Genomic DNA, 24,967 nt, shown 5'->3' with positions numbered 1-24,967 from the left:
AGTCGGACTGTCGTTCCTGAGATCTCTCAGCGCGCTGAATTCGCGTGAACGCCGTCGGCGCTGCTTGGCACGAAAGGTGGGCGATTTGGCATCTTCGTCATGGAAAGGCCGGCTACGATACCGTCGCTTGTGAGCTCAACGTATGATTACCGGGGGGCAATGATGAAGCAGCAAGGTGTCCATGCCGTATCGAAGAATGGGCTCTTCCATGAAGACGGCATCGATCTAGATACTCCGTATCTGTCGCAGTCAAACGTCGACGGAAATCCGATAGTTTGGGGTGACCGCGCCGCGCCGAATTTGGATAGAAGTGAGGGGCCGCGAAGCGGAAGCGATAACAACACGGCGCCGCATCAGATTCACTTCAACGTCGAGCTCGGCTCCGGAAACCCTCAGGAAGTACAGATCTGGGGAGAGCAATCGCAGCCCCATCACGCTGGTGCGACTGGTGGAACGCTTCTCATACTGCTCAGCGGCGCCACCTACGATCACGATTATTGGAACATGCCCGATGTATCGGGCCGCTATTCATTTGTTCAGGCAGCGAAAGAGGCTGGATTCGCCACGCTAAACTTGGATCGCTTGGGATTAGGCCAAAGCTCGAAGCCGTCAGCTGACCAAGTGTCGTTGGTAAATGAAGCATTCGAAACCCACCAAATCATTGATCAGATCAAAGCCGGCGCTCTCGGACACATCTACGACAACATCATTCTGGTCGGGCATTCCCTCGGCTCAGGCCTTGCGGTTCAGGAGGCTGGAACATTCAACGACGTGGATGGCGTCGTGCTCACCGGATTTACACATTACGCTGGTCCTAACTTTCCGATGGTACCGGCCAGCTTGGTCCCTGCATCGACTGACTCGAACTTGCCTTTGGATCAGCAGCAGCCAGGTTATCTGACCACCGCTGCAGGAGACCGATCGCTGTTCTACAACGTCGCGGACTCTACTCCGCGAGTCATCGCCACGGACGAAGCCAATAAGCAAACCGTAACAACAGGGGAACTTGGCGACTTCGTGCGAATCTTGAGCGATTCGGCGATTTCAAACGCCATCAAAGCGCCCGTTCTCTCGATCTTCGGTGCTCAAGATCTTTTGTTTGACGATCCCGGTGGAGTGCGCCAGGCGCTTGACGAACACGCGTGGTTCAATGGCGCGTCATCCTATCAAGCGATCGTTGTGCCAGCGGCCGGGCACGACCTTCAGCTTCAGGAGAATGCGCGCTACAGCGACAACGAAATATTCAACTGGTTGCATGATGTTACACAGACGGAAGGGCTAGTTGTCGCTGGAGGAAATGGGAGCGACGTCTTGGTCGGCGGCGACCAACCCAATCGGATCGTTGGTGGAGCTGGCGCTGACATCTTGGCGGGCGGCGGCAACGATGTCCTTACCGGAGGTGCGGGTGCCGACACTTTTGTCTTCGGCTCGGGTAGTGGCAAGGACGTCATTACGGACTTCAACGGTAGCCAGGGAGATCGAATCGAGCTCGACGGTGGCTTGCACTCCACGGTCGGTCACGATGCATCCGGCAACACTGTGCTCACGTTTGATGGTGAGGCTTCTTCCGTAACGCTATCGGGCGTGTCCGAGCATCAATTTCACTCGGATTGGATTGTCTGAGGCAAGCGTCCGATTTGTTGCGGCTGGCGTCGCCGGCCGGCTGCGTACGTTAGTTCTTTCTGCAGCGAGGCCCTCCGGTGATTAGGTCGATCACCTTTCCAATCTTTTCCGCATTCTCCTCGCTCCACTCGACCGATAGATTGAGGCCGATAAAATTGTGAAAGGAATTGGTCGCCGAAAAGATCGGGCCGGGTAGGATGCTGATGCCGGCCGAGAGTGCTGAGTGCGATGCAGCAAGTGAGTCGAATTCCTTCGGACCGCGTAACCAACACATGTAGCCACCACCAGGGTTTGAAATCGCGCAGTGACCCGGCAGTCTCTGCGAGACCAAGGCGAGGCCTTGGCGCATCCGCGTAGTCAAGGTCTCGCGCAGGCGGCGCAAGTGACGATCGTAGTTGTTGGCTAGCAGATATTCGGCGACTGCGCGCTGAGCCAGCCCTCCGCTAAACAGATTACCGAAGAATTTTTGCTCGGCGAGTACGGCGCGGTGGCTGGCGTTAACGATCCAACCGATGCCGTAACCGGGCGCGAGCGACATTGAGAAGCTGCCGAGCTGAAAGACCAGATCACTGGTGTCGTACTTCTTCAGCGACGCCGCCGCGTTGCCAGTATAGGTCAATTCGCTAAATGCGTCATTCTCGATGATGGGAATTCTTGCACGGGTTGCGCTCGCCACCACGCGACGCATGACGTCGTCGGGATAGGTAACGCCGGTGGGATAGTGATTTACCGGCATCAGGACGCAAGCTTTGACGGAATGACGCTTGATCAGATGGTCGAAATGATCGGGATCGATGCCGCCTCGTGGATGGGACTGAATTTCGACGGCAACCAAATGACGACGCTGCAACGCAGCAAGCAGCGGAAAAAATGTTGGGCTTTCCACGAGCACGAGATCGCCTGGCTGGGTCAGCGCATCGAGACAAAGGTTCATCCCATGCATTGCGCCTTGCGTGACAAGCACATCGTCGGCGTCGACAAAGACGTGGCGGAGCGCTGCACGCTTGGCGATGGCCTCTCGCAGCATGCTGTCTCCCTCCGGCGCGAGGCCTGATAGGGTAATCGAGTTCGCCCGTGTTCCCTGGCGCAGCACGCGGCACAGATGCTTATTGATCTCCGCGTGCGGATATAGGTCTTGGCTCGGGTAGAGTGCGCCAAAGGCGGCGCCGCCACCGGCGTGCCAAGACGACATCACGGCGTAGGTGAGTGCTGGCACGGTCACAGGCGTTGCCGCGCTGTGGACGGCGCGCGTTCTGAGTGGCGAGTCGGCGAAGGGCCGGGGGGAGCGCGCGACGTAAAAACCCGATCGCGGCTTTGCCTCAATTACTCCTTCGCTTTCCAAAAGAGCGTAGGCGTGATGCACGGTGACAATCGAGTACCCCGATTGCTCGCTCATGGCGCGCACCGACGGCAGCTTCTGGCCAAGTGCCAAGGCGCCCGATTCGATGCGTTGGTGAACGATGCGAACGACTTCCTGATAGCGCTTCATCGCAATTGGCCTACGGCGGTCTTCGTCCGCTGTCATTATCATATTTGCGGAAAAGTGACACTATCAGTACAGCAGCGGTTTTGGTCTAGTCCGTCATCGCACCCTGCGATCTATCCGGTTCGACACTGACAACAACCCATCCAAGGAAACGCCATGCCGACCATTATTCCAGTCGATGAATTTGTCAGCGCCGACTGGTATCCAGGTTTCAAGCCTGAATATCTCTCGGCTCCCTTCTATTTCGAAGCGCCGCGACCGTTTCGCAAAGAAGACGAAAAGCGTTTCTGGTTCGTCGATTTCCATTGGCCGAGCGGGTTCTGCCCGCTCGGAACGGTCTATCTCGAGGACTGCTACGCTTGGGGCACGCAATTTGCTGCGGCAAGCTTGCCTCTACCTCCCGGTAACGGTCTTGTGCCCCGGCTGGCCGGGATTCACGCGTACGGATCGGAGGCGATCGGTCCGTCGCCCTACGAGATTCAGCAGCGAGCAATGCGTATCGCTAAGACATTGCCACCGTTCCTCAAGAACTTCCCGCAAATCTGGGCAGATTGTGTCGAGGAGCTCGAAAGTGGGTCACGCTATTTTGAAGCCTATGACACGAACGGGAAGACGCTCGTTGAGCTTGGTCAGTTTTTGATCGATGCGCGAAGCTTTCACAAGCGCGCCTGGGAAATCCATTTTGGGATTATGTATCCCCTGCTGGCCAACTATCTCGGCTTCTACGGGCTCTGCGGAGAACTCAAGATTGCGCCAGGGGAAATTGCCAAGTTTCTTCAAGGCTACGACACCAAGATGATGGAATGTGATCGCGTTCTTTGGCAGCTCGCCAAGGCAGCCCGCGGCACGCCAGTCGGAGCCAAGATCGCGTCGGTGCCCGTGGAGCGCCTTGAGCAAAGTCTGCGCACTGACCCCGCATCGGCAGGTTGGGTCAAGCAGTTCGACGCGATGATCGCAACTTACGGCATGCGTACTGAAGGGATCGCCGATCCGATGCTGGCTCCTTGGTCGGAAAACGCCGTTCCGGCCTTGGGGTCGATCAAGAGTTTCCTCGCCAAGGGTAAGGACTTTGATTTCGACGCCAGCGCTGCAGCATCCGCCGAGGAGCGACAGACCGCAGTCGATCGAGCCCGCGGCCGGTTGACGCGCAGCGAGCAGGAGGCCTTCGATGGTGCCTTGGCAAGCTGCCAGCAAGCGAACTTCCCGTGGTGGAACGAGGACCATAATTATTATATTGACCTGCGTGCAACTGTGCCGCTGCGCAAAGCAGCTCTAGCGATAGGTGCTGCGCTCGAAACCGAACGACCGGATGACTGTCTGTTCTCGTTCCATGCCGAGTTAGCGGCAGTCGCCCGCGGCGATCTTGCCTGGTCCGCTGTTCGCCAAACCTGCCGTGATCGACGTGATTACTATAACCACTGGCTCGCCCGCCGGGGCAAGATGCCGAAAGTGCTCGGTACCGTGCCGGACGAGGTCATGGATCCGGTGATGATTGAAATCTTTGGTATTCATCACCATTTCCTTTCGGCAGTGCGCGGCGACGGCGCGAGGACGACCGAGCTTACAGGCGTTGCTGCGTCGGCCGGCCGTAGCCGCGGCGTTGCGCGAGTGCTGCATGATGCCGCCAATCTGCATCTCGTCGAACCCGGCGAAATTCTCATCTGCGAAGGCACGACGCCGAGCTGGACACCAGCCTTCACGAAGATTGCCGGCTGTGTTTGTGACGGCGGAGGTACGCTGACCCACGCATCGATCATCAGCCGAGAGTATCGTGTTCCCTGTGTTGTCGGTGTCGGCGTCGGTACGACCGTGGTCAAGACCGGCGATGTTATCGAAGTTGACGGGGACACCGGCACCGTGCGGATCATCTCGAGCGTCGCGCCGCTAGCGGCCGAATAAGGTGCCGTGATGGACCAGGCTATCCTTTGGCTAGACGAGATTGATGGCGGGGCCACCGCCTCCGCCGGACCCAAAATAAGCAGACTAGCTGAATTGCGTCGTATCGGCTTACGTGTACCGGACGGTTTCGTCGTTACGACTGCCATGTTTCGCAAATTCTTCGTTCAAGCGGGGCTGGATAGAGCAATTGAGCGACGGATTGCCAGCCTAGATCCGGCCCGGCTCGCTGATCTACGGGAGGCGGCCGCCGAGGTCGAGCGTATGGTGCTCGACGTCGATCTCCCGGCGTCGGTTGTCGAGGCCGTTAGCGAGGCCTACGAGGAGCTCTGCTACAAGCGCGGTGAGATCGACATAGCGACCGCGGTGAGAAGCTCTGCGACGGACGAAGACTCCGGAACAGCGAGCTTCGCGGGGCAGTACGTGACTCATCTCGGCATCTCGAGTGTGGAGGATGTCATTGCAGCGACGCGTTCTTGCTGGGCGAGTTTCTTCAACGATCGCGCTCTTGCATATCGGCTCGCAAACCGCCTATCGCATTGGGACCGGCCTATGGCGGTTGGGATCATCGCTCTCGTGCCAGCCCGCAGCTCGGGTGTCGCCTTCTCGGTTCATCCCGTAACCCACCAGCCATCGCGAATTGTCGTCGAGGGTTCGTGGGGCTGGGGCGAGGCCGTCGTGCAAGGGTTGGTTACGCCGGATCGAGTCGAGGTCGACAAAGACGATGGCCGAATCCTGGATTACACGATTGCCGACAAGAAGATCGTATCCGTCTTCGATCATCGTAAAGGCCGTGTGGTCGAGCGGCCCATGCCAAGCCGCTTTCGCAATTCGCGCGTGCTCGAAGCCGCAGAGATTGCAGCTCTCGTCCGTAGCGTTCGCACGATTGAGGCGCACTATGGTGTGCCGGTCGACGTTGAGTGGGTGATGGATCGGACGTTGCCACACGATCCAGTGACGATCGTACAGACCCGACCGATCACCACCTTGGCCAATAAGCAGGTTCAGGAGCCACAATGGGATCCCATGGCTTACGCCGGCCGCTACGCCATGAGCGGCAGCGGAGTTCGGAAATGAGCATCGACGTCAGTTCCGGGAGCCCAGCGGCCCGCGCGGTGCCGATCCAGGGGGTAGTATTCGATTTTGGCGCCGTACTATCGATGACCCCGTTCGAGACAGGCTTGTTGATAGAGCAAAGGCTCGATCTGCCGAAGGGGTCCATCAGTTGGTGCGGGCCGCTCGACCCCACGCTCGATCACCTTTGGCGCGGCATGTTGGCGGGCGAGATCAGCGAACGTGAATATTGGCGCCGGCGCGCCTCGGAGGTAGGCCGTCTTTTTGGGGAGGACTGGACGCCGCGCGACTTCTACCGGCGTGTCTGCGCGGCGCTGGGCGACGACTGGATCAGGCCTGGCATGGCCGATCTTCTGGATGAAATTCGATCGCACGGGCTCAAGACGGGAGTCTTGAGCAACGAGCTCGAATTGTTTCATGGCCCGGAATGGGTCGCTTCGCTGGAGATCTTGCGAAAGGTAGATGCGATGGTTGATGCGAGCCACACCGGCATCCTGAAGCCGGATTCGCGGGCATATCAGGCAATCGCCACGGCGCTCGATCTGCCTCTATCTGACTTGCTTTTTGTCGATGATCAGGCGCGCAATGTGGCCGGCGCCAGAGCCGTCGGCATGCAAGCCGTTCATTTTGAGATCACTAACACGGCTTCTGCAATCAACGTCATACGAGCCGCGATCGGCGATGCGCGTGGTGGTGCCGCTCGCAGGACGACAACATCCTGACACTTCTCCTGATGCCGTTGGCGTCGGATCACCTTGAAGGAAGTTCGCATGTTCATACGCAACAATTGGTATATCGGTGCCTGGAGCCACGAGATCGTTCCGGGTAAGCTGTTTGGCCGTGTAATCTGTGACGAGCCGATCCTGTTCTATCGTGACACGACCGGCGCGGTTGTTGCGCTGGAGGACCGGTGTTGCCATCGCGCGGCACCTCTCAGCCTTGGTCAGCTCAAGGGCGATGTCGTGCAGTGCGGCTATCATGGACTGGAGTTTGACCGGAAGGGCCGTTGCGTCAAGATTCCAGGTCAGGGCAAGATTCCGGAGCGTGCTTGTGTTCGCGCCTATCCTCTGCAAGAGCAGGACCGGCTGGTCTGGATCTGGATGGGTGACCACGCCCGTGAAAGCGACGAGGCGCCGTCACGGATGGCCTGGCATGTGGATCCTCATTTCGCCCACAAGCCGGGCTTGACCCTGGTCGAAGCAAATCATGTGCTGATCTCCGACAATCTGCTCGATCTGTCACATGTCGGCTACGTCCACAAACGCACCCTCGGCGGCGATCCAAACGATCACTCGGCGGCTGAACTCAAAACCAAGCGTGGTAAGGACCATGTCAAGGTCATCCGGATCATGCGAGCCACCGATCCCGGTCCGTTTCACATCTTGAACGGCGGCTTCAAGGGCAAGGTCGATCGCTATCAAATCATCGAGTTCAGGCCGGGATTTGTCGTTATCGACAGCGGTATGACCGAAGCGGGCAAGCTTGGTCCGGATGCGGAGGTGCCGGACGATGCCTTCAATCTGCGCAAAATTGTCTTCAACGGAATCACGCCGGAAACCGAGCACAAAACGCACTATTTCTGGTCGGCTTCGCATGTCCACGGCATTGACCGTCCTGAGGTGATCGAAAGCGTCTTTCGGGACTTCAATGTCACGTTCGCCGAGGATATTGCGTTCATGGAAGGCCAATACAATCGACGCCGCCTGGCACCGGAACGCGAGCTCTTTGACATCAACAGTGATGTTGGCAGTATTCAGGCCAACCTAATTATTGCACGACGGCTTGCTGAAGAGAGTGGGTCGGCCGTATCGGAGGCTGCGGAATGAGCGGCGAGACGAGAAAGCGGCCGCAGCATGAGGCCGACGGCTGGCTGCATGCCTGTGCTGTAGCCGCGGTCAGTGAGGACGAAGGGCACGCCATAGTACTAGATGACCGTCACATTGGGTTGTTCAAGATCGACGGCGAGATCTATGCGCTCGACAACATCTGTCCCCATGAATTTGCGCTGTTGACCGGCGGCTTCGTCGAAGATGGCTTGGTCGAGTGTCCGCTGCATCAGGCTTGCTTTGATATCAAGACGGGTCGGAAAGTGTCCGGTCCGGCGGAGCGCGATGCAAGGGCGGTGCGCGTCAAGGTCGAAAACGGACAAGTCTATGTCGATCCGCGCGATTGATCGGCGCGTGATGGACGCCGCTGCCCGGCGATTGTCGAAATGAGTGAGCGGCAGCGTTTGGTCATCGTCGGGGCGGGCCTTGCGGGCTGGCGCGCGGCGACTGAGCTGCGCCGCCTGACGCCGAGAGCCGAGATACACCTGTTCGGAGACGAGCCAGAGCTTCCGTACGACAGGCCGCCATTGTCGAAGAGAGTGCTTCTCGGCAACGATACGCCGCGTTATCTGACGGATGGCGCCGCGTTAGCGGCGGCGGACATCGACTTTCATTGTGGCATAGCCGTCACCAAGCTCCACCCCGATGATCGATCTGTACGGTGCGCAGACGGCATGAGCGTGCCTTACGATCTGTTGTTGCTCACAACGGGATCGCGTCCGCGCGTGCTGCCGCAAGCCGTCGCCAATGATGTGCCTATTCGTTATCTCCGACGACGCATTGATGCGATCAGATTGCGTGATGAGATCACCACCAAGAAGGAGTTGATCATCATAGGCGGCGGCTTTATCGGTTTAGAGGTCGCGGCAGCCGCAGCCATGCGCGGCTGCCGCATCAAGATCTTCGAAGCCGGCGAGCATATTCTCGGCCGTGTGGCGCCGGCTCAGGTCGCCAAGTTCATCCAGCATGTGCACGAATCGCACGGCAGTACGATCGTCACGAGTGCAGTGATTCGACGTTGCCTGTCGGATGGCCGCCGAGTTGGCGTCGAATTGGCGTGTGGTGATATCCATTGGGCCGATATCATCGTGGCCGGAACCGGCATCGTCCCCAACGTTGAACTTGCTGCTGCCGCAGGTCTCAAGTGCGACGACGGCATTGTCGTTGATGGCAGCTGTCGCACCTCGAGGCCCGAAATATTTGCTGCGGGCGAAGTAACGCGACATCCTATCGCCGGCTACGCAGGCCTGCGACGCGTCGAATCGTGGAAAACCGCATCGGAACAGCCGCGCGTCGCAGCCCAAACCATGCTCGGCATGGTTGCCCAGTATAACGAGCTGCCGTGGGCTTGGTCAGACCAGTTCGATACAAACCTACAGATATTGGGCTTTCCGGATCTTGCTATCGAGTATCGGCTCGATGGCGATCATAATGCGCAGCGCTTGTGCGCGATGGGTTTGGATGCAGCTGGGAAGGTTGTCGCTGCGTTCGCAATCAATGACGGCCGAGCGATCTCGCGTCTTCGGCGGCTTGTCAGCATACCGATCTGCGAGCAGCAGACCAAGACGCCGTCGACCTGTGGCTAATCGAAGATGCCAGACGAGGCACCGGAACGCGGGAGGACGCTGGCCTCCGTCGTCGCCCCAAGTTGGCTGTAGACCCAAGCGCCCCCGTCAGGCGCCCAGATGCAGTAGACCTCTTCGTTTGGCGGCTATGGTTGCAAGCTCCTCTGGCATAATTTGAGCTGCCATCTGTTTGGCGATCGAGAGAGTCTGCGCGTCGACAAGCTCTGGGCGACCGGTATTGAAGGGAGGTTCTGGAGCGTATTCCATAATCAGTTCTATTAGACGTGCAGTATCCTCACCGACCCATTCCGCCGCCATCCTCAGGCCAAAATCAATACCTGCGGTTACGCCGCCGCCGCTTGCTCGATTTCGATCGATAACCACGCGTCGGTCGTCGGGAATTGCGCCGAATTTCTCGAGGTAGGGGCGTGCGTACCAGTGACAGGCAGCGCGATAGCCTTCAAGCAGCCCGGCTGCGCCCAAGATCAGCGACCCTGTGCAAACGCTGGTGATCCATTTTGCCTGTGCGCCAGCCCGCGCGATTGCGTCGAGAAATGCATCGTTCTGCATTGCATCGAATGTGGGGCGGCCAGCTCCGGGTACAAAGATCACATCGGGATTAGGCGTAAAACTATCCAAGCTATGTGTCGCGAGGACGCTTAGTCTCGAGTCGGTAGCCATCGGCCCTTTGTTTGCCGCGACGAACTCCAGCTCTACACCCGGTATGTGACTCCAGGGACTGAGCGGGCCGACGAGATCGATCGTGGTAAAGTCAGGATAAAGAAAGCAGGCGATCTTCATTGTTCGTTCCTTTCCCAGCTAAGAGCACTTCCCACTTTGGCCGGACGCTTGGTTTTGGTTAGGCTCACCCAACGTTTGCCAGATAAGATGCATTTCGGCCGGCTGCCGTATCGGACCAGACAAATTGACCTGGTCGAAGTACCGATACCAGTCGGATGCCGCGATTGCCGCAAACGTCATATCCAGGCTTTCCTGGTCCGCGAACTTGAAGACACAAAAGAAGTCGTACGGAGCGCGTTTGTCGGTCTCTGGATCGTTCATGCCAAACCCGACGACCTCGAATTTTTCGTCTGGAAGAGACGACGATTGGGCAGAGACCCATTCGAGAAATGCCGTCCGCTTCTCAGGTCCTTCATTTCGCCAAGCGTCTCTGTAGTTGAATAGCTCTACGTACATGAATGTCATTGGTATCCCACATTTCGCGGCCTTTGATCGCCGCTGACCGAACATGGATCGATCCGGCGGCCGCGCCCGAGCGCGTTTCCTAGCCGAACCGAATTGCGGTTGCAGCATCGGCCCCGCTCACTGTGGCGTAAAGGGCATAATTCGCGCTAATTCGGACATCCTACGCGATTCAGGGTGTCTGCGATCGTAAACGACTGCTTCGCATTCATTGTCTGCGGGGCGTGTTGTTAACGAACCCCGCATCGTCGCCTTTGTCGGAAGAATGCCGCGCGCCGTTCTTTTTGTCTCGTGCTAGGCGTCTTACGCTCTGCGGGGTCTCACCTGAAGCCCGGATGAAGCTCTGCCGCATCCGGCCTGCGTCCAAGAAGCCGACCGACCTGGCAATCGTTTCGAGCGTCTCGCGACCATCTTCGACTCGCAGGCGAGCTGCTTCCACCCGAATTCGTTCGACGGCTCTTGCGGCTGTTGTCCCTGTGGCGGCAGAGAAGCTCCGTCCGAATTGCCGTACACTAAGATTTGCGACGCGCGCCAGAACCTCTACCGACAATGTAGAGTCCAAATGCTCGCGTATGTATGACAAGACACGTCGGATCCTATCCGTATCAGCGTCGTGTTCGAGGAGGGAAGAGTACTGGAGCTGACCTCCGCCGCGTCGATGATACATCACAAGGAGACGCGCAATCGTTCGGGCGGCCTCTCTTCCGAGATCATCTTCAATCATAGCAAGTGACATATCTATCCCTGCGGTCACCCCAGCCGAAGTCCATATGCCACGATCGCTCGTGAATATTCTGTCTCCGTCGACGCGGATCTTCGGATAGAGCGTCTGAAGCCTGGCCGCCGAGCCCCAGTGCGTGGTCGCCACCCGTCCATCCAGCAGACCGGTGGCCGCAAGTGTAAAGGCGCCGACGCATACGCTCGCGATGCGGCGCGACGAGCCGCTCGCGCTCCTGATATACCTTACGTCGTCAACCGACGGAGCGTCGATCGTCGATCTCCCGCCAACGACGATAAGAGTATCGAAGCCGCCGGAAGCTAGCGGCTCAGTCATGATTGGAAGGCCCGAAGCAGCCTGAGTCAATCCGCCGCGTTGGGACATAATCGTGAAGCGGTAGCTGTCGGGAGCTACGTCATTCGCCAGGAAGAAAGTTTCCAGCGGCCCGCTCAAATCGAGAAGATCGAAGGACGAGCCGACGAGGAGTCCAATATGTCTTGGCATATTGACGGCAACAATGTGTTCGTTGTCCGGTGCCACTCCAGCCGACGCAACCATATTGGCCCGAACAGGCGAAAGTGATCCTAGCGGCGGATCGTAGTCAATACGAAGTAGGCGCGGTAGCTCACGCGGTTTCGAAGATGGCCGATTTTGAAGGCTAGTTGTCCGTTCCGGAGCGGCACGGGCGGCATAGACTTTCAGTGAATCGTTAGCTCGAGGGGCCAAGAAGTGATCGACAAGCAGGAGTATTCGAGAGCCCGCCGTTTATCGTTCCGTGGTTGCTCGGTTGGATGCAGTTGCCATCCGAGACCGGATCGCTTTCTGGAACTCTTGGTCGAGTTTGCCCGGACGACCTCAGGGGATCGGCCCTGGAAGGTGCCAATTCAGCTCACGCAGCCGTTCCATTGGACCTGTGGTGTAGAGGGATTTCAGGCCTATGCGCTCAGTGAAAAGCGAGGGGCTGCCGACCCGTTACTCGAGGCGCTTGGGTCAACGCGGCCATCGGGGACGAGGCGGAAAGCGACCTCGTCAAAGCGGCCAAGCGACGCCCGAAAGGTTTCAACTGCGCTGGTGGGCGGAAAGGTGTTCACTGCCGATAGGAGCAATCTCTGGTGTCAGGCGGCCGCGATAGCCGACAACAAGATTGCGGCGGTAGGGACCAACGAGGCGATTCTGTCGCTATGCAGCACCGATACGGAAATTATCGAACTAGCGGGACGGACGGTCATCCCAGGCTTCAATGACGCCCACCTACATCACACGCCAGACCCGACAGGGATCCGTCTACCTGTTGATGGGTTTCACAATAGGGATCTCGACCATTATGCATCGTTAATTTCAGAAGCTGTCGAATCCTCGCCGCCGGGGACTTGGATATTCGGTGAGATGGGCGAGAGGCTCATTAATGAGCCGGCTCTGGACCGATACTTCCTCGATAAAATTGCGCCCCTGCACCCGGTGTTGCTCTTGGGGCTTACCAATCATACCAACGTGCTCAATTCGATCGCTCTCAAACGTCTTGGCGTTGACGAGGATGAGCCGGATCCGATCGGTGGGTTCTTCGAGCGTAGTCCTGGCTCGAATCGCGTCTCGGGCCGAATCAACGAGTACGCCCAGTGGGCCCCCCAACGATCATTTGCGTCGATGACGACGATTGAGGAGGGAGCCGAGAGCATTCGTCGTCTCTCGACTGACTGTCTGAACTTTGGAATCACCACCATTCAGAACATGTCGTGGACACCCGCGGATCGATACGCATCGATGCTCGAGTTGGCGGATCCGCCCATCAAAATTCGCCTTATTCGCTTTCCACCTTCCGAGGCTGGCCGGCGCCTTGTGGGCGAAGGGCGCAGCCTGCCCTCAAGTATAGGGCCGCGCGTGAGCATTAGCGGCACAAAGTGGATTCTCGATGGTACTCCGATCGAACGTGCAGCTGCGCTTGGTCACCCTTATGCCGATGATCCGTCGACTGAAGGGAAGGAGAATTTCTCTGCAAGTGAAGTAAAGGAGATGCTTCGCGAGAGCCTTGAACTCGACGACAAGCTGCTCCTGCATGCGGTAGGAACCGCTGCAATCGAGACGATGATGGATGCCGTCGAAGGATTCTCCACCGTGGATTGGAGCTCGCGCGGGCTTCGGCTGGAGCACGGAGACGGAATTACCCCTAAGTTGCTGCCGCGAGTAAAGGCCGCCGGTATCACGATCGTTCAAAACCCAACCCACTTCTTCTTCGCGGACATTCTTCGCGAAAGATATGGCGAAAAGCAGAAGCAGTTCGTGTTTCGGACGCTTTTTGAAGAAGGGATCCCTATGGCGATTGGATCTGACGGCCCCTTGAATCCGTTTCTGGGATTGTTGGCCGCTGTGACGCATCCTTGCCGGCCATCCGAGGCGGTCTCGATGGAGGAAGCCGTGATCGCTTATACGTACGGAGGGGCGTGTGCCGAAGGGGCCGGCGATCTGAAGGGAAAAATAGCACCCGGTTACGCGGCAGATCTGGCGGTCCTCTCCCAAGATATCTTCTCGGTATCGCCCGACACGCTGCCCGCAACGACCAGCGTGCTCACGATGATCGATGGCGAGATCGCTTATCGATCGATGTGATCGATGCGTAGTGACAGGACTTTGTCCGCACCGCGCTCTCGGTCAATTGTCACCGCGCTCATGGTCAAGACATCCAGTGATCGCTCAATACAGTGTCGAAGTCCGCGAACCGTTCGTCGGGCAATAACATCAGGTGAGGTCCCATGTTTCTCTATGTCGAATTCTGGCGTGCTAACAAGGCATGGCTGTCGCTGACCACGGAAAAGCGTGCGCAATACGTTGCGTCCCTGGGTCCGCAAATCGAGGCCCTCATGGCTCAAGGCGGCATTGAGATCTTGGGATGGGGAGAGAATAGCAAGGAGACCGCAAAGCGGGCGTCGTACGATTATTTCGGTCTGTATCGCTTGAGCGGCGCCGACAAGGTTGCAGCGCTCGAGGCTGCGATTCAGGAGTCCGGCTGGTACGACTACTTTGACCAGGTCAATGCTGGTGGTCCGGCCTCGGCTCCCCCCGATCTGCTTCGGGCGCTTGTTACGCTCTGACCCCTTGGCGATTGCTCTAGCTCGGTTCCTGCTCCAATGAAAATCCTCGCTCTACTCTATCCCGGCTTCACGCTGATCGACTTTGTCGGGCCCGCACAATGCTTCGGATTGGTTCCCGGCGTAACTATTGAAACGGTGGCTCGCAGGGCAGGACCAGTTAAAGTGGACTTCGGGACATCGATAGTTGCGGATAAGAGTTTTGCGGATATCGAGGGGGCGCCGGACGTCTTTATCGTACCGGGTGGACCGAGCGGAGCCTTCAATGTCTTGAAGGACGACGAGACTTTGGATTTTGTCGCTCGCGTCGGCGAGCGGGCAGGCTGGATCGCGAGTGTCTGCAACGGCTCGCTGATACTCGGCGCGGCAGGGCTTCTTCGTGGGTACCGCGCAGGGTGCTACTGGTACTCGCGAAACTATTTGAGTGAGTTCGGGGCAATTCCGGTCGACGATCGGGTGGTCATCGATCGTAATCGCGCGACCGGCGGAGGCATGACGGCGGGCGTCGACTTTGGGATCAGCATGGTCGGAACTTGGTTCGGCGATGAGGTCGGCCGCCTGGTCGAGCTCACGATGGAGTACGCACCAAAGCCGCCTTACGGTTGTGGTCGCCCTGAACTGGCGCCGCCGGAGACGTTGGCCGCGGCAAACGCAATTCTTGTCAACGAGATGCCGAACGACGTTGTCGTCGAAGCTGCGCGCCGCCGACTTGCTAAAGCTTCGTAGATTGGCTGGCGCAATCGCTCGTGTCGGCAGACTGATACCACAGCGAACATCAAAAACTGAATGGATGAATGAGGGGGAATATGGAAAGCTTGCCATTGATCATAGACGGTCAACAAATTCAGGTCGATAACCACCAGCCGGTTCGCAATCCGGCGAACGGCGATATTGTCGGTCACGCGCCTGTTGCGACCACTGCCCACCTCGACCGAGCTGTTGCCGCTGCTGCCGCTGCATTCGTCTCGTGGAAAGATACTGGCGACAAGGAGCGTCAAGCCTACTGTCGGGCTATCGCCGATCGCATCGCAGACAACGCCGAGTCGCTCGCGCGCCTGCTAACGCTCGAGCAAGGCAAGCCGCTCAATGGCCTCGGTGCACGGTTCGAGCTCGAAGGCGCGCAGGCGTGGACGCGCGTGACAGCCGAACTGACGTTACCGGTCGAGGTCGTGCAGGACAACGGCGAGGGGCGGGTAGAGGTTCATCGCCGACCAATCGGCGTGGTGGGATCGATTACACCTTGGAACTGGCCGGTGATGATTGCCTGCTGGCACGTGATTCCGGCTATTCGAGCCGGCAACACCGTTGTCATCAAGCCGTCTCCGCTGACGCCGCTGTCAACGATCCGACTTGTTCAGTTGATGAACGAGGTATTGCCTAGAGGTGTTGTTAACTTGGTCACCGGAGCTGGCGAAATCGGTACAGCAATGTCCTCGCATCCCGGAATTTCGAAGGTGACATTTACAGGGTCGATTGCGACCGGCAAAAGAATTATGGCGACCTCGGCCGAGACCTTGAAACGGCTGACGCTCGAACTTGGCGGAAATGACGCCGGCATCGTATTGCCCGACGCTGATCCAGCGTCGATTGCAGAAGGTCTCTTCTGGGGTGCGTTCATCAATAGCGGCCAAACGTGCGCCGCCTTGAAACGGCTTTATGTCCACGACAGCATCTACGAGCCGGTCTGCGACGCGTTGGTCGAGTACTCGCGCAAGATTGTAATGGGCGATGGGTTGTCGGAGGCGACGGTCCTCGGCCCTCTCCAGAACGAGATGCAGTTCAAGAAGGTCCGCGAGCTGGTCGATGATGCCCGTGGCCGAGGAGCTCGGATTTTGGTTGGCGGGAAGCCGCTCGACGGACCCGGGTTCTTCTATCCGGTTACCTTAGTTGCCGACATAGATCACGGGAGCCCGCTAGTCGACGAGGAACAGTTTGGCCCGGCACTTCCGATCATTCGGTATCGCGACGAGAACGCGGTCATTACGAAGGCGAACGACAATCCGACCGGCCTGGGCGGTTCGATCTGGTCGAAAGATATCGACAAAGCGCGAGTCCTCGCCGCGAGGTTGCAGTGCGGATCGGTCTGGATCAACAAGCACGGAATGATTCAGCCGAACGCACCATTCGGCGGGGTTAAGCAGTCGGGGTTTGGCGTAGAGTTCGGCGTAGATGGCTTGAAGGAGTTCACGACAATCCAGAGCGTGTTCTCTTAGATTTCGGCAGTCCTCGACCCCTGTTCGCATCTCACGATGCGAGCAGGGGGTTAGATCGGTTTGCGGTCGAGACTGGGTGGCAGACGGAAGTGCTCCCGATAGCTCCTGGCGAAGTGTGCGGGACTGTTGAATCCCCAACGGAGCGCTATCTCCATGATTGAGCTGCTCGCGAATGCAGGGTTTCGAAGGTCGCTACGGCAACGCGCGAGGCGCCGCTCCAAAATCCAACGCTGAGGGGTGGTCCCGAAGGCAGCAAACACCTCGTGAAGCGTCCGTTTGCTGATGGCAAACACTCTTGCGATCTCATCCAAGCTGAGATGAGGGTTGGTCAATTGATCGTCCATATGGCGTTGAATGCGCGCTGTCAGTGCGCGCCTGCTGGGAGATGCAGAGCCAAAGTGCTCGGTGATTGCAGCATTCGCCGCGGTAGATATGAGATCCATGCTTTGGCGGAGCAATACAGCGTGTAGGTCGTGATCTATTGCCGGCGACTCGTCAAAAAGATTGCGGAGGTACCGAAACGCAAGACGTGTCAGAGGATTCCGACCGTCCAGCCGCAAACCTCCGACGAACCCTCGCATCGCCAATTCTTGGCGAAGCCAGTCTTTCGGAACTTGTACGACCAACTGGCGAAATGACCCGGAAAACGCGAGCTCATATGGTTCGGTGCTGTCGAAGACGGCGAAATCACCAGGCGCCAGCACAAAAGTGCGCCCGCACTGCTGGAGATAGGACGTGCCGTCGATTTGACAGGGCAGGTGAAAGTAGGCCGCGGTCTTCCGCCCGATGTGACGGCGAGTTCGGGCGACGTGCTGCCTGGTCGACGAGATCTCGCACATGGCCGCGTCTCCGGCCCGGAGCAACGATAACTTGGCGTCGAAATCGGAGTCCGAAACGTCGCTGACATCGAGTTCTACGAGCGCGTCACAGACGGCTTCGCGCCAAAAGCGAGCCTTCACAGGCTCTGGGAGATGTTCGGTTGTAACGGTTTCTATTGTCGTCATAGCGGCGGCCATTGGTGACGGGGCGAGCATGCCACCTGGCTAGGCGAGTGCCAAGGTGAGGCTCGGTACGCCCTCCACCACGACATATCACGTTTCGGGGAGTGGAGTGCGAGCGATAGCGCGGCCGATTTTCATGTCGGAGCGGTGTTTCTTTTTCTTCGACGTGCAATAATGTCGCCATGGACACGATCCTTCTGGAAGACTTCCTGGCCGTTCTCGATGAGGGAGGCTTCTCCCGTGCGGCGGATCGGCGGAATGTCAGTCAACCCGCATTCAGCCGCCGGATTCAAAGCTTAGAGGCTTGGGTCGGCGCTCCGCTGTTTGATCGGAACACGCACTCTGTGCGCCTGACCATGGCGGGCGAGCGTTTTCGTCCAGTCGCGGAGGATCTTCTGAGGAGACTGCACGCAGGCCGGCACGAAGCCGTGGCGGCGGCGCAAGCAGGACTGGACACCCTGAAATTTGCGTCCACGCATGCGCTATCTCTGACGTTCTTTCCGGCCTGGCTTCGTCAAATTGAAGCTGCCGCGCCCACATCGTCGACCGTTCAGTTGACTGCGGACAACATGATAGCCTGCGAGAAGATTATGCTCGACGGGCGAGCCCACTTTCTCTTGTGTCATCATCATCCCGCCGCCAGCAACCGGTTGGCGGCGGACGCCTTTATATCGATCGAGCTGGGTTGCGATATTCTGGTCCCAGTGGCGGCTCCCGCTTACCGCCACACTGATCTAAGGGCTGGGCCCTTCCTCGGTTACACGTCGGAGTCAGGTATGGGTCGCATTCTGCACGCGGCCTGGACGGCGATCGGAAGGAAGCTGCCAGAACAGCCGATTTTCTCATCGCATCTCGCCAGCATTATCGTGGCGATGGCTCGTGAGGGCCGGGGGATTGCTTGGTCTCCCCTGAGCCTCATAGAGATGGATTTGAGGACTGGTTCGTTGGTCAAAATCGGAAGTACAGCGGACCAAGTACAAATGGAGATTCGGCTGTTTCGGCCGAAGGCTCGTCAGACTGCCACGGCGGAGGCGTTTTGGATGGTGGCACGCAAGCATGCGACCATTAAGCGACGCCGTGCAAAGTGAAGCGTTCGGCGGTTACGTTTGATCCGCGAGCAAGAAGCCGAGGAGCTCCTCAGTGGTCCGGCTCGGTAGCTCCTCCTGCAACGTGTGGCCGCAATCGAGGCCGCGCCCCGCAACGCTCGAAGCCTTTTCTTTCCAGGTTGCGATCACATCATATAGCGAGCCGACAGTGCTGCGAGCGCCCCAAAGGGCCAGAAGAGGAACGCTGATCCGAACGTGAGCATCATCTGCATCGTGCTTCAGGTCGATGCTGGCGGCCGCGCGGTAGTCTTCGCAGATTGCGTGTCGTGTTGCCGGATCAGAGTAGCAGCGCAGATACTCGGCGAAGATGTTCGGTTCAGTCGCATCCGCCGATTTGTTCTGGCCGTCAATGTGCTTGCGCAGGAAAAATTCTGGATCAGCGGCGATCAATCGTTCCGGGAGAGGGGCAGGTTGAATGAGAAAGAACCACCAGAAGTAGCGGGTGGCGAACTCCTTGTTGGTCATGGCGTACATGGTCGCGGTCGGTGCTATGTCCAAAACGGCAATGCGCGAGACTGCGTTGGGATGGTCCAACGCCATCCTGTGCGCGACTCGGCCGCCTCGATCATGCCCAACCACAGCGAAATGATGATGGTTCAGCGCACGCATCAAAAGGATAAAGTCGCTTGCCATCTCACGTTTGGAGTAGGTGACATGATCATCGTCGCCGGGCGGCTTACTACTGTCTCCATAACCTCGCAGGTCAGGAGCAATAACCGTGAACCGCTTTGCGAGATCGGGGGCTACTTTCCGCCAAGTAACGTGTGTTTGTGGATGACCGTGTAGGAGCAAGAGCGGTGGACCGTGACCGCCGATCGCGACACGGAGCTTGATGCCATTCTCCAATTGAATGTCGGATAACTCAAAGCCGGCTATGAACGGAGACATTCCCAGCGGCTTGCGACGAAGGCTCTCCGGCGAGCTTACATGAGCCATGGAGATTGCTCCAAATAGTCTCGTTCGAAGGCCAAGATATCGTCGCGAAAACGCAAGGTCGTCGCAACGCCATCAAGTCCGAGTTCGAGAGCTTCCTTGCGGGCCGGCTCGATGTCGAATGCGAACCGTTTGCCGTTCACGGCGGTGATCGACTGTCGCGGAAGGTCCACTGTCAACTTTGCCGTTGCTGGATCGGAGGCCAAGTCCGTCAGGCTTCGAACGGCGTCATGGTCCAATGTCAGTGCAAGAAGGCCATTGCGTGCACAATTGTCAAAGAATATCCCGGCAAAGCTGGTGCCCAGCAAGGCGCGAATCCCGAGTTGACGCAGGCCCCAAACGGCGTGTTCGCGGCTCGAGCCGCAACCGAAGTTGGGTCCCACGACTAGAAACGACGCAGTTCGCCACTCCGGACGGTTGAGGACGAATTCGGCTCGTTCTTCGCCGTTGGGACCGAAGCGCAGGCCATGGAAGGTTCCGTCTCCTAATCCGCTGCGGTCAATCCCTTTGAGGAATTGCTTTGGCATAATCACGTCGGTATCGACGTTAGCTGCAGGCATCGGCGCCGCGATGCCTTCGACGATCCCAAACTGTTCCATCCTACTACACTCCTGCACGGCTGCGAGGATCGGTCAGGTGTCCGTTGATTGCGGCTGCAGCGACCATTGCGGGGCTCATTAGATGGGTCCGCCCGGCGGCCCCCTGACGTCCCTCAAAGTTTCGGTTTGTGCTCGAAGCGCATCGTTCTCCAGGATGGAGGACGTCGTCGTTCATGGCCAAACACATCGAACATCCAGGTTGGCGCCATTCGAAGCCAGCATCCAGAAAGACCCGATCGAGCCCTTCGGCTTCTGCCTGGCGTCGTACACTACTGGAGCCGGGAACGACCATAGCTCTTACGCCGGCGGCGACCCGTCTCCCGCGCGCAACGGCGGCGGCGGATCTCAGGTCTTCGATCCGTGCATTCGTACACGACCCGATGAACGCACGTTGAATGGTGATGTCGGTAAGCCGTGTGCCCGGCGTCAATCCCATATAGGAGAGCGCGCGCTCCATATCGCGGCGACGGCCCTGATCGCTTTCCTGGCCGGGATCCGGTACCAGGTCATTGATCGGAGCTGCCTGGTCGGGGCTGGTTCCCCATGTCACCATTGGCTCGATTAAGGCCGCGGCCATAGCCACCTCGCGGCCGAAGACGGCATCGGGATCGCTTCGCAAGGATTGCCAGCTGTCGACGGCACGGCTCCACAGGCCACCCTTAGGGGCCCGCGGCCGACTGGCAAGATATTCCAGCACGGTTTCATCCGGAGCAATAAGCGCTCCGCGCGCTCCGCATTCGACGGCCATGTTGCAAATCGTCATTCGGCCTTCGATGCTCAATTGAGCGATCGTTGAACCAGCGAACTCCAGAGCATAGCCCGTCGCACCGTCGGCTCCAATCATACGAATCAGCGCCATGACGAGATCTTTGGCCGTAACGCCCGCTGCAAGGTCACCATCGACAGAAACGCGCATTGGCTTGAGTCGTTTGTAGATCAGGGTCTGTGTTGCCAGATAGTGCTCGATGTCAGACGTTCCGATACCAAATCCCAAGGCGCCAAAGGCTCCGTAGGTGGTGGTGTGGCTGTCGCCTGCCGCGATCACAGTGCCGGGTAACACGAGGCCGAGTTCAGGCATGACAACATGTTCAATGCCCTGCAGCTTGTGCATGACATCAAAGAGCTCAATGCCGAAATGGGCGCAATTCTCGGCGAAATATTCAGTCTGACGCGCTGCTCCGGGATCTGGCATCGCGGTGGTGCGACGTGATGCGGTTGGATTGACATGGTCGACCGTGCCAAGCGCAGCTTGTGGACGCCAGACCGGTCTGGCTGCCTGTCTAAGTCCGGTGAATGCTTGCGGGCTAGTGTACTCGTTCAGCACCGTCCGATCCACGTAGAGCAGAAGCTGTCTGCCGTCTTCGCTCAAAGACCGTACCGTATGGCTGTCCACGAGCTTATCGTAAAGCGTCGTCCCGCGCATTGATCGCTGTCCAGGTTGAATGAGGTGTGCGTAGGATGCGCCGCAAGGCCACCGCGTGGTCATGCAACTTTTGCATAAAATCATCGGACAACGGCCTTTCCAGAACAGCACGCAGCTTCGCTAGAGTCGAGTAGGCCTGCCGAGAGAGCGGGAAATATGCTGTCGCAGGAAAGACAGCGAGAGGGGCGCTCATGATAGTGCGAAAGCTTTACGTGCAGGTACTGCTCGCGATTGCGATCGGAATCGGGCTCGGTTACCTGAAGCCGGATCTTGCGGAGCAGATGAAGCCGTTGGGCGATCTGTTCATCAAAGTCATCAAGATGATGATCGCTCCGATCATTTTTTCGACCGTCGTGGTTGGTGTGGCCAAGATGGGAAACCTACGAGAGGTTGGTCGCGTTGGTCTCAAGGCGCTGATCTATTTCGAAGCTGTGACGACGTTTGCGTTGGTCCTCGGTCTCGTGGTTGTCAACCTGGTCAGGCCGGGAGCTGGCCTCAACGTTGATACGTCAACTCTCGATATGAAAGCGGTCGCGAAATACGTGACAGGCGCGCAGCACCTATCGACGATTGACTTCGTGATGCACATTGTTCCGGAAACCGTCGTTGGTGCTTTCGCGCAGGGGGAGATTCTTCAAGTTCTCTTCTTTTCCGTGATGATGGGGCTCGCGCTGTCCCACATGGGCTCCAAGGGGGACGCGCTGGTCAAGATTATCGACCAAGCCTCACATGCCCTGTTCGGGGTGATCGGTCTCGTGATGTATCTTGCGCCACTCGGCGCCTTTGGTGCGATGGCATTCACGATCGGGAAGTACGGCATCGGCGCACTTCATCAGCTTTCGCTACTCATGGTCAGCGTGTACTTGACGTGCGTGTTCTTCGTTGCGTGCGTGTTGGGTCCAATTGCTTATTTTAGCGGCTTCAATCTTTGGCGCTTCCTGTCGTACATCAAAGAAGAAATCTTGATTGTGCTTGGGACGTCGACGTCCGAGAGCGCGCTCCCGCGCCTGATGGCCAAGCTGGAGAACATGGGGTGCGCCAAGCCGGTCGTTGGACTTGTCGTCCCGACCGGCTATTCGTTCAACCTGGACGGAACCTCGATCTACTTGACAATGGCAGCAATTTTTATCGCGCAAGCCACGAACACGGACCTTTCTCTGGGCCAGCAAATTGGCCTGCTCGCCGTGCTATTGTTGACGTCCAAAGGGGCTGCTGCGGTGACCGGAGCCGGCTTTATTACGCTGGCGGCGACGCTTTCCTCGACCAACACGCTTCCGGTTGCCGGCCTTGCGTTGCTGCTCGGCGTGGATCGCTTCATGTCGGAAGCCAGGGCAATTACCAATCTGATCGGCAATGGTGTGGCGGCAGTGGTGGTTGCAAGTTGGGAAGGCGCGCTCGATCGTGAACGGATGAAGCGCGTCTTATCGGGTGATCTGGCAGTAAATGGCGAATCCTGGGACGCGCTACCCGAGCCCGACCTCGCTCCGCAGCCGGCCATGGTGGTCACGGGGGCACAGCCGCATCCGATCCAGGCCGCGGTGACGATCTAGCCCGGCCTGCGCAACGAGTTGCGTCGCCGGGATAGTGACAGAGTGCGTGCGTCCCTTGTGCCACTTCGGTCTTTGGGGGCGGCTGTTGTTGCACCGGACAATCGGGGTGTTCCTCAACATGGTCGCCGGAGGCGCGCCCGTCCGGGGACCGAGGATGGAGTTGCTGGATCTCAGCTCTAAATCCGGACGAGTCCCAGGCTGGCCGAATTAGACGGCGCTTTGTCCACCTCGGCGGTAGAATACCTGTCAGAATTTTTTCGTGAACAAACCGGCAGCGGCGGCAAGGCTGTCTAGATCGGAGTTTGCGAGGATTCGGGGGAGGGGGCGATGGGCGTTCAAGATTGTGAGAAAGCTAGCCGGGCTCTGCGGCCCGAGTTATCGCGACGCGAAGTCATTAAGATCGCCGGATCGGCAGGCGTTGCTTTGCTCGGCTCTTCAGTTGCGTTCGCTGCGCCTGAGCGTCGTCTCCGGGTCGGCTTCATCAGTCCGCGCACCGGGCCATTGGGAGAATTTGGAGCAACGGACGGCTATGTTCTCGATCTGATCAGGCGCAGTCTTGCAGACGGCTTTCGGATTGGAGAGGCAACATATCAGATCGACATCCTCGACCGAGATACGCAATCGGACCCGTCCCGCGCCAGTCAGCTCGCAAAGGGACTGATTGGTACAGATAAGGTCGACTTGATGCTGGCAACGGCAGCGCCGGAGACAATCAATCCTGTAGCCGATGCTTGTGAGGCAGCCGGTGTACCCTGCGTGTCGACCGTGATGCCTTGGGAGGCATGGTATTTTGGACGAGGGGCGAAGCCTGGTGCGCCATCGCCCTTCAGGTGGAGTTACCACTTCGGCTTTGGCGTCGACGAGATCTACAAGATGTACATGTCGCTCTGGGGCGACGAGGTGCTCAAGACAAACATGAAAGTCGGCGTTCTCTACCCGAACGATGCCGACGGAAACGCCGTAAGGACCATGCTCGCGCCGCGTCTCTCCAAGCAGGGATTCAAGATCGTCGATCCAGGTCCGTATGAGGATGGCACAACGGACTATTCGGCGCAGATATCGCTATTTAAGAAGGAACAATGCGAAATATTTAACACGTTTCCGATCCCACCCGACTTCGCAGCGTTCTGGCGCCAAGCGGCACAACAGGGATATACGAAGACCGTCAAGATATGTCAGGTCGCGAAGACGGGATTGTTTCCGTCCGGAGTCGAAGCCCTCGGAGGGCTTGGCATCAACCTCTCAACGGCTTCCTATTGGCACAAGGCATTTCCGTACAAATCACCGCTGGTGCGCGTCAGCGGCGCTGAGCTCGCAGATGGCTACGAGAAGGCGACCGGGAAGCAATGGACCCAGCAACTTGGTGGCACGCTCTCGGTGTTCGATGCCGGCTTCGAGGCCCTCCGCGCCGCCAAAGACCCAGCCAACAAGGCGGATGTCGCGAAGTCGATCTCGACGCTCCAGACGACGACCGTAGCCGGCAAAGTGGACTTCAATTCGGGGCCGGTACCGAATGTATCAGCGGGCCCGTTGGTCGGAAGCCAATGGATCAAGGCAACAGCTGGCAGCAAGTATAAGCTAGATCTGGTCGTCACCGAGAACGCAACAGATCCAAATGTTCCGATTGGTGGAAAACTCCTTCCTTTCAACGGCAAGTGACTAATCTTC

General features: G+C 58.3%; 22 protein-coding genes. 14 read left to right on the top strand and 8 right to left on the bottom strand.

All coding sequences use genetic code 11. The features are described from left to right. Window positions 1–162: 162 nt before the first annotated feature. A complete protein-coding gene (locus JQ616_RS39655; RefSeq protein WP_283812641.1) occupies window positions 163–1,623 on the top strand; it encodes an alpha/beta fold hydrolase in 1,461 nt (486 codons plus the stop codon). Between the two features lie 49 nt (window positions 1,624–1,672). Here the strand turns inward: JQ616_RS39655 and JQ616_RS17545 are convergent, their stop codons facing one another. After that, the gene (locus JQ616_RS17545; protein WP_212016212.1) at window positions 1,673–3,112 is read right to left on the bottom strand and encodes a PLP-dependent aminotransferase family protein; all 1,440 of its coding nucleotides are present in this window, start codon (window positions 3,110–3,112) and stop codon (window positions 1,673–1,675) included. Between the two features lie 153 nt (window positions 3,113–3,265). On the opposite strand from JQ616_RS17545, the gene JQ616_RS17540 reads away from it, so the two are divergent. From JQ616_RS17540 to JQ616_RS17515, 6 genes are read left to right on the top strand one after another with little or no spacing between them, the layout of a single operon-like run. Next, window positions 3,266–5,008: a PEP-utilizing enzyme gene (locus JQ616_RS17540; RefSeq protein ID WP_212016210.1), complete on the top strand. Its 1,743-nt coding sequence runs from the start codon at window positions 3,266–3,268 to the stop codon at window positions 5,006–5,008. Between the two features lie 9 nt (window positions 5,009–5,017). Further along, window positions 5,018–6,082: a PEP/pyruvate-binding domain-containing protein gene (locus JQ616_RS17535; protein ID WP_212016208.1), complete on the top strand. Its 1,065-nt coding sequence runs from the start codon at window positions 5,018–5,020 to the stop codon at window positions 6,080–6,082. After that, on the top strand, window positions 6,079–6,801 hold the full coding sequence (locus JQ616_RS17530) for an HAD family hydrolase (protein WP_212016207.1): 723 nt from the start codon (window positions 6,079–6,081) through the stop codon (window positions 6,799–6,801). The genes JQ616_RS17535 and JQ616_RS17530 overlap by 4 nt, the downstream gene beginning before the upstream one ends. A gap of 48 nt (window positions 6,802–6,849) precedes the next feature. Then, window positions 6,850–7,905: an aromatic ring-hydroxylating dioxygenase subunit alpha gene (locus JQ616_RS17525; RefSeq protein WP_212016206.1), complete on the top strand. Its 1,056-nt coding sequence runs from the start codon at window positions 6,850–6,852 to the stop codon at window positions 7,903–7,905. Next, complete coding sequence (locus JQ616_RS17520; RefSeq protein WP_212016204.1) at window positions 7,902–8,252, top strand: non-heme iron oxygenase ferredoxin subunit; 351 nt, start codon at window positions 7,902–7,904, stop codon at window positions 8,250–8,252. Before JQ616_RS17525 ends, JQ616_RS17520 begins: the two co-directional genes overlap by 4 nt. A gap of 39 nt (window positions 8,253–8,291) precedes the next feature. After that, window positions 8,292–9,491, top strand: coding sequence for an NAD(P)/FAD-dependent oxidoreductase (locus tag JQ616_RS17515; protein ID WP_212016202.1), 1,200 nt, complete (start codon window positions 8,292–8,294; stop codon window positions 9,489–9,491). Between the two features lie 87 nt (window positions 9,492–9,578). Here the strand turns inward: JQ616_RS17515 and JQ616_RS17510 are convergent, their stop codons facing one another. The 3 genes from JQ616_RS17510 to JQ616_RS17500 form a co-directional block, all read right to left on the bottom strand. Then, complete coding sequence (locus JQ616_RS17510; RefSeq protein ID WP_212016200.1) at window positions 9,579–10,271, bottom strand: DJ-1/PfpI family protein; 693 nt, start codon at window positions 10,269–10,271, stop codon at window positions 9,579–9,581. An 18-nt stretch (window positions 10,272–10,289) separates the two neighbouring features. Continuing rightward, window positions 10,290–10,676: a DUF6616 family protein gene (locus JQ616_RS17505; RefSeq protein ID WP_212016198.1), complete on the bottom strand. Its 387-nt coding sequence runs from the start codon at window positions 10,674–10,676 to the stop codon at window positions 10,290–10,292. 205 nt (window positions 10,677–10,881) lie between these two features. Beyond that, window positions 10,882–11,931, bottom strand: coding sequence for a GlxA family transcriptional regulator (locus JQ616_RS17500; protein ID WP_349630013.1), 1,050 nt, complete (start codon window positions 11,929–11,931; stop codon window positions 10,882–10,884). A gap of 189 nt (window positions 11,932–12,120) precedes the next feature. Between JQ616_RS17500 and JQ616_RS17495 the strand changes: the two genes are divergently transcribed. From JQ616_RS17495 to JQ616_RS17480, 4 genes are all read left to right on the top strand, one after another. Further along, window positions 12,121–13,995 (top strand): amidohydrolase, encoded by a 1,875-nt coding sequence (locus tag JQ616_RS17495; RefSeq protein ID WP_212016195.1) that lies wholly within the window; start codon window positions 12,121–12,123, stop codon window positions 13,993–13,995. A gap of 143 nt (window positions 13,996–14,138) precedes the next feature. Then, window positions 14,139–14,477 carry a DUF6616 family protein gene (locus tag JQ616_RS17490; protein ID WP_212016193.1) on the top strand — a complete coding sequence of 113 codons (339 nt, stop codon included), beginning with the start codon at window positions 14,139–14,141 and terminating at the stop codon, window positions 14,475–14,477. A 36-nt stretch (window positions 14,478–14,513) separates the two neighbouring features. Next, window positions 14,514–15,200, top strand: coding sequence for a DJ-1/PfpI family protein (locus JQ616_RS17485; protein WP_212016191.1), 687 nt, complete (start codon window positions 14,514–14,516; stop codon window positions 15,198–15,200). Between the two features lie 80 nt (window positions 15,201–15,280). Continuing rightward, a complete protein-coding gene (locus JQ616_RS17480) occupies window positions 15,281–16,687 on the top strand; it encodes an aldehyde dehydrogenase family protein (protein ID WP_212016190.1) in 1,407 nt (468 codons plus the stop codon). A gap of 50 nt (window positions 16,688–16,737) precedes the next feature. On the opposite strand, the gene JQ616_RS17475 is transcribed toward JQ616_RS17480, so the two are convergent. Further along, window positions 16,738–17,691 carry a helix-turn-helix domain-containing protein gene (locus JQ616_RS17475; protein WP_212016188.1) on the bottom strand — a complete coding sequence of 318 codons (954 nt, stop codon included), beginning with the start codon at window positions 17,689–17,691 and terminating at the stop codon, window positions 16,738–16,740. Between the two features lie 179 nt (window positions 17,692–17,870). On the opposite strand from JQ616_RS17475, the gene JQ616_RS17470 reads away from it, so the two are divergent. Beyond that, a complete protein-coding gene (locus JQ616_RS17470; RefSeq protein ID WP_212016186.1) occupies window positions 17,871–18,776 on the top strand; it encodes a LysR family transcriptional regulator in 906 nt (301 codons plus the stop codon). Window positions 18,777–18,788: 12 nt separating this feature from the next. On the opposite strand, the gene JQ616_RS17465 is transcribed toward JQ616_RS17470, so the two are convergent. From JQ616_RS17465 to leuC, 3 genes are read right to left on the bottom strand one after another with little or no spacing between them, the layout of a single operon-like run. Then, window positions 18,789–19,730, bottom strand: a complete 942-nt coding sequence (locus JQ616_RS17465; RefSeq protein ID WP_249136841.1) for an alpha/beta fold hydrolase — start codon at window positions 19,728–19,730, stop codon at window positions 18,789–18,791. Continuing rightward, a complete protein-coding gene (gene leuD / locus JQ616_RS17460) occupies window positions 19,718–20,326 on the bottom strand; it encodes a 3-isopropylmalate dehydratase small subunit (RefSeq protein ID WP_212016185.1) in 609 nt (202 codons plus the stop codon). The genes JQ616_RS17465 and leuD overlap by 13 nt, the downstream gene beginning before the upstream one ends. Window positions 20,327–20,330: 4 nt before the next feature. Then, window positions 20,331–21,749: a 3-isopropylmalate dehydratase large subunit gene (leuC, locus tag JQ616_RS17455; RefSeq protein WP_212016184.1), complete on the bottom strand. Its 1,419-nt coding sequence runs from the start codon at window positions 21,747–21,749 to the stop codon at window positions 20,331–20,333. A gap of 191 nt (window positions 21,750–21,940) precedes the next feature. Here leuC and JQ616_RS17450 point away from each other — a divergent pair, with 191 nt between their 5' ends. Both JQ616_RS17450 and JQ616_RS17445 read left to right on the top strand, forming a co-directional pair. Then, window positions 21,941–23,299 carry a dicarboxylate/amino acid:cation symporter gene (locus tag JQ616_RS17450; RefSeq protein WP_212016183.1) on the top strand — a complete coding sequence of 453 codons (1,359 nt, stop codon included), beginning with the start codon at window positions 21,941–21,943 and terminating at the stop codon, window positions 23,297–23,299. Between the two features lie 327 nt (window positions 23,300–23,626). Further along, window positions 23,627–24,958 (top strand): ABC transporter substrate-binding protein, encoded by a 1,332-nt coding sequence (locus tag JQ616_RS17445; RefSeq protein ID WP_212016182.1) that lies wholly within the window; start codon window positions 23,627–23,629, stop codon window positions 24,956–24,958. Window positions 24,959–24,967 lie beyond the last annotated feature (9 nt).

Source organism: Bradyrhizobium tropiciagri, from assembly GCF_018130545.1.
Taxonomy (GTDB): domain Bacteria; phylum Pseudomonadota; class Alphaproteobacteria; order Rhizobiales; family Xanthobacteraceae; genus Bradyrhizobium; species Bradyrhizobium tropiciagri_A.
The sequence above is the reverse complement of the archived record's forward strand: the minus strand, read 5'-3'. Positions and strand labels throughout refer to the sequence as shown.